13 protein-coding genes are annotated in these 11,862 nt (G+C 61.3%); all 13 read right to left on the reverse strand.

The window, feature by feature from the left end:
- Nucleotide 1: 1 nt before the first annotated feature.
- Entirely contained in the window at nt 2–409 is a 408-nt protein-coding gene (locus SO140_RS08995) for a hypothetical protein (RefSeq protein ID WP_498542440.1), read from the reverse strand.
- On the reverse strand, nt 410–826 hold the full coding sequence (locus SO140_RS09000; RefSeq protein ID WP_498542441.1) for a hypothetical protein: 417 nt from the start codon (nt 824–826) through the stop codon (nt 410–412).
- Complete coding sequence (locus SO140_RS09005; protein ID WP_498542442.1) at nt 826–1,269, reverse strand: hypothetical protein; 444 nt, start codon at nt 1,267–1,269, stop codon at nt 826–828. The genes SO140_RS09000 and SO140_RS09005 overlap by 1 nt, the downstream gene beginning before the upstream one ends.
- A complete protein-coding gene (locus SO140_RS09010; protein WP_498542443.1) occupies nt 1,266–4,808 on the reverse strand; it encodes a host specificity factor TipJ family phage tail protein in 3,543 nt (1,180 codons plus the stop codon). The genes SO140_RS09005 and SO140_RS09010 overlap by 4 nt, the downstream gene beginning before the upstream one ends.
- A 219-nt stretch (nt 4,809–5,027) precedes the next feature.
- Nucleotides 5,028–5,447 carry a hypothetical protein gene (locus SO140_RS09015; protein WP_498542444.1) on the reverse strand — a complete coding sequence of 140 codons (420 nt, stop codon included), beginning with the start codon at nt 5,445–5,447 and terminating at the stop codon, nt 5,028–5,030.
- A complete protein-coding gene (locus SO140_RS09020) occupies nt 5,444–5,710 on the reverse strand; it encodes a hypothetical protein (protein ID WP_498542445.1) in 267 nt (88 codons plus the stop codon). The genes SO140_RS09015 and SO140_RS09020 overlap by 4 nt, the downstream gene beginning before the upstream one ends.
- A complete protein-coding gene (locus SO140_RS09025; RefSeq protein WP_498542446.1) occupies nt 5,707–6,234 on the reverse strand; it encodes a DUF1833 family protein in 528 nt (175 codons plus the stop codon). Before SO140_RS09025 ends, SO140_RS09020 begins: the two co-directional genes overlap by 4 nt.
- On the reverse strand, nt 6,234–6,587 hold the full coding sequence (locus tag SO140_RS09030) for a hypothetical protein (protein ID WP_498542447.1): 354 nt from the start codon (nt 6,585–6,587) through the stop codon (nt 6,234–6,236). Before SO140_RS09030 ends, SO140_RS09025 begins: the two co-directional genes overlap by 1 nt.
- Before the next feature lie 24 nt (nt 6,588–6,611).
- Nucleotides 6,612–9,128: a hypothetical protein gene (locus SO140_RS09035; protein WP_498542448.1), complete on the reverse strand. Its 2,517-nt coding sequence runs from the start codon at nt 9,126–9,128 to the stop codon at nt 6,612–6,614.
- The gene (locus SO140_RS09040; protein ID WP_498542449.1) at nt 9,115–9,357 is read right to left on the reverse strand and encodes a phage tail assembly chaperone; all 243 of its coding nucleotides are present in this window, start codon (nt 9,355–9,357) and stop codon (nt 9,115–9,117) included. Before SO140_RS09040 ends, SO140_RS09035 begins: the two co-directional genes overlap by 14 nt.
- Before the next feature lie 86 nt (nt 9,358–9,443).
- A complete protein-coding gene (locus SO140_RS09045) occupies nt 9,444–9,875 on the reverse strand; it encodes a phage-derived protein YdaY family protein (protein ID WP_498542450.1) in 432 nt (143 codons plus the stop codon).
- Between the two features lie 41 nt (nt 9,876–9,916).
- A complete protein-coding gene (locus tag SO140_RS09050) occupies nt 9,917–11,407 on the reverse strand; it encodes a phage tail tube protein (RefSeq protein ID WP_498542451.1) in 1,491 nt (496 codons plus the stop codon).
- Nucleotides 11,408–11,449: 42 nt separating this feature from the next.
- The gene (locus SO140_RS09055; protein WP_498542452.1) at nt 11,450–11,860 is read right to left on the reverse strand and encodes a phage tail terminator-like protein; all 411 of its coding nucleotides are present in this window, start codon (nt 11,858–11,860) and stop codon (nt 11,450–11,452) included.
- Between the last annotated feature and the right edge of the window lie 2 nt (nt 11,861–11,862).

Consider the following 11,862-nt stretch of genomic DNA (forward strand, 5'->3'; position numbering starts at 1 on the left):
ACTATCCAGCTGGCTTTCGAAAGAGTGAGAAGTAGAAGTTGGCGTTGCCGCCGGCGCAACTAAAGGAGACCCCGGTCATGCCGACGTTGCAGTAGAACCAGAGATCCGCGCCGCCGCCGCGATACATCTTGGTCGTCATGAAAGGGCCCGTTTCGACGCCGGCCGCCGTTTGTCGGAAATAGCCCATGAACAAGGGGGTATCGGGCAGCGTCTCGCCGAAAGAGTAGGATGCAGTAGCCGTCCCCGAACCGGTCACGGAAACGACAACGTTGCTTCGATAGGGCACAAGGCCCGACCAGCGCGAATCGAAGATCGTGTCGTCAATGCCGGCGGTCGTGACATCGATGCCGGGCTTGGAGACCCGCATGGCGCTGTTGATGCCGCCCTGGATAAGAACGCGCTGAACCAATTAGCTTCCCACGCTCCTGTTGAAGACCATGTAGTCGACTGGAATCGCGAAGCTGGAGGCGTCGATGCTGAATAGGAACAACATCCTGTCGGAGAAAATCGTCGCTCTGCAAACTACCTCTATGCCGGCAGTCGTGCCGACCAGACCGAGATCGTGCGGGTATTGCGGCGCATAGGGACGCATCCAGACATAGGGGCGCTTATCAAATGTCGCGGGAAAAGGGACCGCCTGGGTCGGATTGACATTTGTGCAAACGACAGTGCCAGACAAGATGACCTGCTCATTCTTCAGATCAGGCTTGAGCAGGAAGTTGGCCCCGCTATTGCTGGCGGTCACAGCATCAACGCCCGGCTTCGAAAGCCAGACACCGTAGGATCCAAAGTTCGGGTGGAGCCCCGCAACAAATCTCCGGACCATCAGCGCACCTGCCAGGCGATATAGTAGAGGCCCGGATAGGTCGAGCTGAACATGCTGGACCGCGTGACAAAGGAATCATCCGCAATGCTGAAACCCGACGTCGTCGGCTTGATGAAGAACGAGGTGCGCTGGATCGTGATGGAGCCGTTGGAGTCGCGCATGCCAATGCTCATGTTGTAGATGATGCGCGGGCCGGAAGCATCGTTGACGAACGTATAGGCCATGATGTCGATCGCGGGCGGCTGCGCATAGGGTCCGCCGCTGAAGGTCACGGTGTTGCCGAAGGCGTAGTTTGGGATAACTCCGACCTCAAGGGGCCTACCCGTCAGAAGACGCGAGTCAAGCGCAAGATAGCGATAGTCGATCGCCGGCGGGCTGACCGCGTCATAACCGGGCTTGGACACCGTGACGCGATCAGGGCCGATATAAACGCGATTGGTCATTGTGAGATGATCAACGTTCCGGCGTTGAGATCGAACACGACCTTTCCGCTCAGACCTCTCAGTGTGCCAGTTGTCACCGTGCCAAGGCTGGTGATCGATCCGTCGATGATCATGTCGCCGCGCAACGCCACCTTTGCCGAACCGCCGACGCTGCCAACGGTAAAGATCGGCACCGGCGTGCCGCCGGTCACGCCTGGCGCGGCGATCTGAAACTTATCGACCGTCACCGTGAAGGCTGATACGCCTGCGCCACCATTGATCAACTCAAAGCCGGTCGCATAGCCATTAACATCGAGTGCCACGCTATAGGATGCCGCAACATAGCCATCCAGTGTGGCAATGGCGCTCGAATTGGTCGACACAGAGGAATCGAGCGATCCGAGATGAGCGTTGACCGTGGTCTGGTAGCTGGAGAAACTGCTGTCGAGCGTTGCGATCGCTGTCGCGTTCAGCGTGATATCGGCAGTATTTCCAGCGACCTCGGCATCAAGAGTCTCGATATCTGAAGCCATTGCGGCATCTGCCGCAGTGAGCACGCTCTGCACGCTTGATATCTCGGCAAAAGCAGCATCGGATCGTGACGAGAGCTGGGAGCGGATTTCCTTTTTGTCGAGCCAGGTGCGCGAGGCAACGCTCTTGATAACCGTCGCCATGTCCTGACGGATGCGTTCTAGTTCGTCATTAAATTGGCTTTGGATCTTCGTGATCTGGTCCCTGACGCCGGCTATTACCGAGTTCAGAGCGACAGTTCCCGGCGCGATTATGATCGTCGGCGCATCAACATCGGCTGTCGCGTACGGACCGCGCAGCCGGCCCACAGTGATAGCCTGCACGCGTACTTTGAGCGCGGCGAGCGTCACGACGACATCGAACTTATTATCCTGCCCCTCATAGACTTGTGCCCAGGATTGACCTCCGTCATATGAGGCGTCTGCGACATAATATTCGGCGCCCGGCGCAGGAAACCAACTCGCAGAGAGCTTGGGCTCCGCGATCCCTTGCGCAAACAGGGCAGTCAACCCGATAATCAGCGGCACCTTGGCATCAGACGGATATTGAGGCGTTGGTAGCACCGGCGGATCGCCGAGATCGGTCGCATGAACGCGCTCATCGTCGACGACAAGGCTGAGGGTGAAGGTCTCGCCGTTTGGCGCACCGCCCAATACCACGCATAGTTTCGATTCCGTCGTGCCAGTGCCGAATTCGAATGACGGATCTTCGCCGCCATCCTCGCGCGCCAGAACCGCGGACAAGGTGGTCGATTGTGCCGTCTCGGCGGTCGCGAGCGAGGTGGAATTGAGCACCGCCAGTGCGTCGCTAGCGCCACGTGTCACCTGCACTGGACCAAAGAAGGTTCCGTTCGGTTGCCGTAGCCGGATATAGAACGGCCCGGTATCCCAGGTCGGCGCCGGGTCGAGCGTCAGCGTGGTGCCAGAGGCGTCGACAACGGCACCACCATAACCATAAGCCTGCGGCAGCTCGGACTGCACGCGAACCGCGGAGCCGAAAGTAATCGCCCGGCCCTCATACTCGACGCCGATCTGGACATTCTCGCGCCGGTAGATGGATTGCAGGTAGTAGAACGCGCACTCGCGATAGGCCAGGTCGCGGTTGACGATGCCGTCGACTCGCTTCACCTCCGGGTTGGCGGCGGTGAATATATCGCTGTCCGGCGGATACTGCACCGATGCCGGCCGCCATGTGTTTTCGTCCAAGTACTCGACGAGGACGGCGTCCGGATCATCCTCTCCTAGCATGGTCCAGGAGACCTGCGTCGAATCGCGAACGATCTCGCGATCCGTCAGCATCATGGTTGGAACGTCACGCCATTCGTCGCGCACGATCGAGACGACGTCACCGAGCCAGAAGTGCCGTGCACGTGAGGGGGTCAGGATCTTGTCGAACGCCTCCGGCACCGGGACAGCGGTGGTGAAGCGATAGTCGAACGTGTCGCCGCGTGTCGCGCAGCCGGCAGCATGCGCCACCACGGCATTGAAATCCGCCTTGGCAATTGACAGCCCCGAACCATATTGCCCATTCGTCGCTGCATCGAGGAACGCCCATGCATTGCTCCGGGTGGCCTGCGTCACGAAGGCCGAACCGTTCCAGACCGGCAGCTTGCGGGTGGCCAGCACGCCGAATTTGTAGGAGCCCTGCGTCGACTGGGAGGCCTTGATCCGAATGGCGACCGTCGAGACGTCCGGAAAGGAATTGTTGCCCTTCAGGAACGAGCGTAGACCGGCCCAGATGACCGAATTGGAGCCCTGCGTGCCGGATAGCGCCGCATCATTGCGGCGGTAGCGCACGAGGTATCGGCCCGCACTGACATCGACCTTGATGGAGTCGCGGATCGGCGCCTGCGAGCTATAGCTCTTCGTGACGGAGAACAGCGTCGCGAAGGGACCGGTCTGAGCACCAGCATCATCGCATGGCGCGTATTCAGCGGTGATGCCGACGTTCGCCGAACCGATATTGTTATTCGATGTGTCGACGGTGAAGCAGCCCGCAGGCAGCACAAAATCGATCGCAAGCGCCTGCGCCTGTGTACCCGGCGGATTGGCTGCGAACGGTCCGAGCCAAGCCCCTGGAAATGCCCCGCTGGCCCCGACGTATTGGCCGCCCAACGTCCCCGAGCCATCTGGTAACTGCTGGCCAGTTACCTCGATCGAGGCGTCGACGTTGACCGGAAACAGCGTGACCGCGGCGCCGGGCTCATAGAACGCGACCTGTGCCGTCTCGAAGCCGCTCTGGATCCCCGTGCTCGAGTCCCACAGGACGGTATCGTCGACATAAAGCTTCTCATATTCCATGCTGCCCATCGAGGCCGACAGCAGCACGTTGAGATATTGGTCGTTGCCGACGAACTCCGCCCAGGGCGTAGCGGCAAAATCCGGGTAGTCCTTCAGCCGACCGTACCAGACCGGCAGCGGCTGGCCGAGCTTGGCCGTGTTACCGGCGGCCAGGACGGAATAGATCTGGTCCTGCGTGGAGCTCGGGGCGTTGGTGGCGCCCTGCTTCGGCGCGACCAATGCATTGATCAGGAGCGAGCCGCCGATGCCGATCGCCGCCGTCGCCAAGCCGCCGGCGATGGTCGCTGCACTGCCAGTCAGACCGATCGCGCCGGCGAGCGCCGGGCCCGCCCACAGCGCAAATGCCGAGACAGCGACCAGGGCGACCAGACCGATGATCTGCTTCGTACTGTTGCCCCCGCCACCACCCAGCGGATACGACACGAAACGGACGTTGTCATTGGCTGCGATCTTGCGCCGCGCCCACCCCTTGCGCAGCACGGCCTCGCCGTTGATCTCGAGGATGGTCGGCAACCCCTTCCTGAACTGCCACCCATATTTGCGGTCGCGCCAGGCCCAGCCGGTGCGGCGCAGGAAGGCTGTCACCGTCTCGCGCGGTCTGGGCTCGGCGCGCGCGACCTCGAGGCCCGGCATGACGACATGCAGTACCGGGCGGCGCGCAGCCTCGCCGCGGCGCTCACGGCGGCCGCGAGGTCGCTGTCCAGGCTTGCGCGCAGGAAGCTGTTTCAAGGTGCTATGCATTGAGGGTACAGCTCGTCAAGAGTGGGAACTCGGCGGATTTCGCCGAGATAAATCGCGTTGCCCAGGTAAGAGCGCGCGCTCGCGCCTCGTCCGTAAAACTCAAACGCGCGGCCGGCGCTGTCGAGCCAATAGAAGTGCCAGCGACCGCGCCGATTGCGCGTTCTTCTCATTCGACCGGCCCCGCAGATGAGCGCCACGATAAAGCAGTTAGCCGGGAATTTGTGGCTCATAGAACGTCAGCTTCTTCCAGCCCATCTGGCGCAGCGCGAACGGCGCCTCGCAAGCGACGCCACTCTTTTCATCGCAGTGGATGACCCGCGCCTCCGGCTGCAACCAGACGCCGATATGCGCGGGAAAGCGCAGGTGCGCCATCAAGACCAGCGCGCCATCGGCGGCCACCACGAGGCCGCCAGGACCGTCCGGGACCTCGCGCCAGCGCGCCCGTTCCGGGTGACCAGCGAATTCATCCAGCACCCAGCGCTTGGAGAAGCCACCCGGCACCCCTATGCGCGGCAACTCGCGGCCGAACAGTTCGCGCTGCACATGGCAGACGAAATCCCAGCAATTGCGTGACTGCCAGGCCCAGGGTTCGCCAATCAGGGGGGCTAGAAATTCCGCGCGCGTCATTCGGGAAGGACCAAACGGCGCTGATCGTCAACGCAGACAACCTCGTTGACTTTGAACTTCCCGCTACCGCTGCTCACTCCAGCGATGGCGAGACCATGATCCCTGCACCAATCCCTCTTGGCGTCACCCACCGAATCTCCGACGATGCATGCCATAAGAAACATCGATCCAACGATCGCAAGGGTGAAGATCACGATAATCACCATGTAACGCCAGAATGATTCAAATACCCAATCTTCGATTTTTCGCAGTATGTTCATCATGTCGGTAGCAGGCTCGGGAACTGGTTATAGTCGTAGTTCTTCGTGATGCGCGGGAAGCGCTTGTTCTGCAGGTTCTTCACCATCACCGTGCCGGTGAGAGATGCGCCAACCATCTGTACATTGCGGAGCTCGAACTCGACCGGGCCGTAGGCCGGCTCGGTCAGGTCGCTGTTCGAGTATTCTCGATAGAGCACCTGGATGTACTCGCGGACCGCCTGCGCGGCGCGGATCTGAGGCACGAGCTCGCGATTGACATTGTCGATCTTGATCTTGGTCGATGGCGGTTGGCCTTCGCGCTGCTCGGGATAGCCGGCCGTGAAGGGGCAGGCTGTGAAAGTCACAGTCGACCCGCCGTCACGGGGCGCGCCGACCTCGATGCCGAAATTCATGTCGTCGCCGACGTTGGCAACGACGCGCGCCGGCTGCACGAACGACGACTGCCATATCTCCACGGTATGATAGACCCGCGCACTCGGCGGACAGGAGGCATAGGCCTCGAGCAGGGCTTCGCTGTGAGTAGGCATCAGACGTCGTATACTCGCAGCGTCATCGTGACCGCGACCTCAGTTGCCGACAGATACGAATATTTCAGATTCGTTCCCGGCTTGATGAACTGGCAGACCTTGTTGACGTAGGAGGAACCCAGCCAGACGTTCATCGTGAATCGAGCCGTGCCGTTGTTGAGCGTGGTCTTGACCCAGTTCACTAAGGTATCGTGGTCAGCCATGCTCATCCAAATCGTCTGGCCGATGATGCCGACGTTATCACCCGGCCGCGGCCGTTGGCGGGTGTTGCCGCCCTCCATGTCGGTCGAGATCGGATCGAGCATCCGTTGCAGCGGTTGGAAATTATCCGGGACCGGATGAAACGGCGTCACGGGCCACGCTGGTAGCGTCATGGATCACGTCCCCATGAACGGCTTGACGCCGTACTGCTGGGCCAAGACACGCATGCCTGCACCGCTGGCAAGCGATTCCCCGACAGCTCCGTCCATCAGTTTCTTCAGGGTCACGGTCACGTCGCCGTTCGCGGCGGTCGTCGTCTGCACGTCGGCCTGCACGCCGGTCTGATTGATGACAGTGACGTTGATGCTCGGCCGCGCGCCACCACCGAGCGCCGCCATCTGCCCTGGTGTGAAGACGCCCTCGCCTTTCTTCGCGATGATCGGCACCTCGTCGCCGGCGATGCCCCCCGTGTGAAACCGAGGCGCGTCATCGAAATAGGCAGGATGGATGTAGCGCATGGCGGTCGGTTCCGAACCGACGATGCCGCCGGAATGATAGAGTCCGCCCGTGGTCGTGAGGCTCAGACCCGTGCCGGCGCTGGCGCCGCCGCTGCCCCCGAGCAGGTTGATCCCGCCAGCCACCTGCTGCAGCGCTCGCATCAAGGGTGTGACGATCGTGAGCTTGATGATCATCTCCTCGATCGCGCGAATGATGGACTTCGACATGTCGGCGAAGCCCTGGCTGACGGACTTGGTGCCGTCGACGATATCGGAAAGCCCAGTTGTCAGATTTCCCTCGATCGCGGACGCCATCGCCTTGAAGGCATTGTTGGTCCGGATCCCGTTCGCCTCGACGCTACCAAGTGCGGTCGCGACATCCGGATACAGGCCCTTAAGTTGCTGCGCGATCTGGACGTCTTCGGAGCTCAACAGTGCCGTATCGCGGTTGAACTTGATATCAGCAGCGATCTTGGCCTTCTCGAGCGCCTGAGCGGCAGCGGCGGCCTTTTCGCCGAGCTTCTGCATCTCATCGCGCATGGCTGCCGTAATCGGCGTGCCGTCCTTCATCGCCGCAGCGGTAAGCTGCGCGACGACCTTCGCCTTCTCCTGCTCGGCAACCGACAAACCGACTGTGGCAGCCGAGGCCTTGGTGACTTCAATATATTTGTTGATCGACTCGACCGCTCGATCGTAAGCGCCCGCCTCTTCGGCGACCGGAGGTGGCTTGGAAGTGTCGAATTTACGGTTCATGCCCTCGGCAAGCCGTCTACGCGCATCCGCAAGCAGCGCCTCGCGCCGCGCTTCATCCTGATTGATATTACTCGACTCGGAAATCTTGCCGATCGTGAAGGCTCCGGCCGCCAACGGGACGCCGACGCCCCCAGGTGCCAGCGCAAGATACGGCGCGGCTTTTCCGATCAGCTGCCCCGCAGTCTGCAACAAGCTAAAGACCGGTGCGAGCGCCTCGACAATGCGCTGGCCGAGCCGGAAGACTGCGTCGACTGCTTTCGCGATCGCCTCGACGATATCGACCCAGACTTCGCGCATCTTGATGCCGAGCTGCGTCAATAGATCCTGGATCGGGTGCCAGCGCTGCGAGAGGATCTTCTCAGCGGCGTCGAGCCGGTTCTGCAGATCTGTCGCGCGCTGAATGTCGCCCGCCGAGATCAGTTCCTTGCCTGAGATCTCGTCGGCCGCCTCGATCATCTTGTCGAGATAGCTAGAATCCTTCGCGAGGTTAGCCGCGAGCTGATCGCCGCCGAACGCCTTCGCAATATCGAGTGCGGCCAGGCGCTGGCCTCTTTCGAGGGCCTGGTCATAGAGATCGGCGAGCGCCCGGAGCCGCTCCTCGTTCGAGTTGGCATTCTTCAGCTCGCCGACGCCAGCGTTGCCGGAGAAGTTGCCGGCCTTCACGAGCTCATCAAGCCGGTTCTGCGCAGCGGTGCCTCCTAGAGTCGGAGCAGCGGCGGCGTTCAGCGCCTTAAATGCATTCGTGAGATCATCAACCGGCCGCTTGGCATCTTCAGCGGCCTTGCTAATCCGCTGAAAAAAGTCGGTCGAGACATTGGCGTCGCGCGCCTTCTCAGCAATCGAGACATAGTTGGCGAGCGCCTCGCCGCCGAGGCGCCACGCCTCGGTCGCTAGCCTGATCGCATCAACGATCAATAGACCCTTGCCGAGGAGACTCAGGGCCGGCAGAAGTTTCGACAGAATCGTGGTCGCCACGCCGGCCAGGCTTGGGCTGAAGGCCTCCATCCAGGCGCCGGCTGCCTTCAGATTCGTGCCGAGCAGCGCCAGTGCCGGGAAGGTGGTCTCGATCGCGCTGCCGAGGCGAACAACGCCAGTGCCAGCCACATTGGTCGCGGCCACAATGCCTTCGGCAACCATCTCTAGCGCGCCCGCGGCGCCCTTCAGTGCTGGCGCGGCGAGGCCATTGACTACTTCGCGGAAGGCTGGCGAGAACACGTAGGCCGCCTCCGCCGCCTGGCGCAGGTGGTTCGCGGCCGAGATCGCGCCCTCGCCCGTGATCTGCCAGCCGTCGCTGTTGGCCTTTGCCGAGGCATTCGCCTTGGCAAGGTTGTCATTCGCCGCCTGGATTGAGGCCGTAAGGCGATTGAGCGCCGCGGTCGCGGCGTCAACGCCGTCGGTCTCGCCCTTCACCCGGACGGTGCGAATGGTCTCAAGGCTGGGCATTTTGATTCTTCTCTCGGAAATAGGCGAGATAGGTGGTGTCCATCGCGCGGATCAGCCGGCTGAAGCGGTCGAAGTCGTCGCCGTCGATCGCGTAACGCTGGGCGTAGCGATCGATCGAGCCCCAGGGGATGGCGCCGCGGTCGAATGCGACGGGGCGATCAGTAGATAGGTCATCGAACGCTTCCCATTCGAACAAGAGATGCTCAAATGGATCGATGCGGCTCGCCACGCAAGGCAGCGAGTCCAAAGGAACTTTGGCCTCTGTCGCAGCCTTGACGATGGTGTCGAATTTCTTGCCCCAATCGAGATGCCAGATCAGGGCGTCTGTGAGTTTTTTACTTCCAGCTCCTGATCGGCCTTGCGTCGTTGCGCGACGACTGCCCCAGCATGGGCGGCACCGGCCTGGAAGACACGGTAGTCAGGATCGAGCAATAGCGTCTTGCCCAGATCCTTGCTGTACTTCAGCGGCGTCTCGCCGTCGTCTTCGGTGAAACCCTCGACGTCGACCACGACGGTTTCCAGGAGCAGAGTCCCAGCGATGCGGTCCTGGTCCGCGGGAGAAATACCTTCGATGCGCCGTGCGCGCGGGATCTCGCGGACCAGTTTTGCCTCGAGGAGGCGGTAGTCTGCATTGTTGGTCGCGCGCGCCTTGATGCGAATTCCCGGGAGATCGGGAATATCGTCCACCCAATCGCCTTCCTTACTTTCGATCAGCTTGGAATCGACCTTGACATCGGACAGCTTCATAAATGCTCCTGTTGAAGATGTTGAAAAGACAGATCGTTGATTTACGAGGTCGGCAGATACCAGAAGCGACTGACCGATACGGTATAGCCGAGCGTTGCATGCATGATGGCTTGGAAGCCGGCATCAATCGTAACGTCCTGATTCTTGGCCGGAGTGGTCGGCGCGCCGCTCGACAGCTTGATCGACGGAAAGTCGAACAGCAGGCTTTCACGATTGCCGTCGAGCCGGCCAACCCTCATATCGAAGGAAACTAGGGTGTTGTTGAGGACCTGCTGATAGACCGTTGGATCGCCGAAATATGTATTCAGCTTGCCGGTTACGGTGAACTCGCCATTGCCGATGCCGACGGCGCCGATGAAGCCGATCGCCTTCTGTGCCCGCAGGTTGTTGTTGATGTTGAAGGAGGCGCCGAGAATGAAGTTCGGTCCCGTGACCGCCGAACCGTTGAAACCGATACGCCCAACGTTGCTCGACGTGTTCAGTACGCCATAGGTCGGAGCTGTGATATCAGTCGCGCCAGAGACCCGCGCCATCGGGTTCGGCAGATAGGCATCCTTACCCATATAGCTCTTCGTATAGGTTGCGACGGCGCCGGGCTTGCCGTCGACCGCGAGCGTATTCACGGTCTGACCTCGGAGATATTCGTAAGTCACCGGTGAGTGATCGAGATATTGCCGCTCGAACGTGTTGGACCGCTTGGTCGAGCCATTGATGAGAAAATCGGCCATGAACAGGCGGATGGTCTTGCCTGTCCCGGTATCCGCCACCCATCCTGCAGGCACGACGTCGAACGTGATCTTGTGAGCCGCGACGGCCGAGATGCGGCAGAAGCCGTTATCGGCCGCCGTCGCGAAGCTGCAGCCGGCGTTGTCGCCGTCGCCAACCTTTATCCACTTGCCGGCGGCCAGTTGCGGAATGGTGGTGAAGTCGAGCGCCGATGATGTGACGCCGTTGCCGCCAGCGGTGACCGCGGCGAGATCGCCGCTGGCGCCCTGAAGGCCGACGCTACGGATGGTGGCGCCCACCGGAATCGGCGACGTCTCCGCGGTGAAGGTCGCCCCCGGATAGACGATCGTGGTCGACGTGCTCGAGGACACCGCGGCAAGCTTGTTATTCGCTGCGGTCGGGAAGCCCGAGAGCAGCGTCAACATGCCTGCGACGAAGGCGGCGCCGCCGGCGGAGACCGTCGCCGTGGTCGCGGAGAGATCGCTGATCTCGGTGTCGAGTGTGACCACAGTGATAGACGGATTATTCGACCAGGTGCCCTGCAGCGCCTCCTCGAGATCATCATCGGCCACCCCGAAGGCAAGCTCGCCGCCGACGTCGCCGCCGGCGTCCTGGTCGATCAGGATAAGGTCTGTCACCTGGCGATCGCCGCGGATCTCATTGGTCGTGGTCGTCTTCGGGTTGGCGTTGAGACCGGACTGCGTCATCCGGACTGCCTTGAATGCCGGATTGGCAGGCGTGACTCCGAAGGTCGCTTCGCGCACCTTCGAAATCTTGACGCGGTTAGTCGATTGGAGGTCAGTCATTACGGACTCCCTTGGGGGCTTGCCGGCCGCGCCGGTCGAGGTTTAGGCGAAAAGATCGAACTGGTAGGGAATGGCGGACGAGATCACGTAGCGCCCAGCCTGATAGTTGGACTTGTTCTCAATTCCCGGCGACGGCGCGAAAGTCGTGACGCTGGAAAACTGCTTGCTCCGAAAAATCGCGCGGAGATCATCCATCCAAGTGGTTGCCTGGTCCGTCCCCTGCCCGCTCGGCGAATTCAGTACCAGTCGGGCCACGCCGGTTTCGCGAAAGACGTTGCTACCCGGCGCCCCGATCGTGATCTGCTCCTCCTTAGCGACCGGGTATTCGATCGTCACGTAGGCCGAGCCATCAGCGGGCCCAGAGGCCACCTGGTCCGGCGGGATGATCACTGTCGCGGTCCAGTTCGCAGCCAGGCGCGCCGCAAAGGCATCCTTCACGTTCTTGCTTGCCATGT

It is taken from the genome of Bradyrhizobium sp. UFLA05-108 (genome assembly GCF_059803455.1).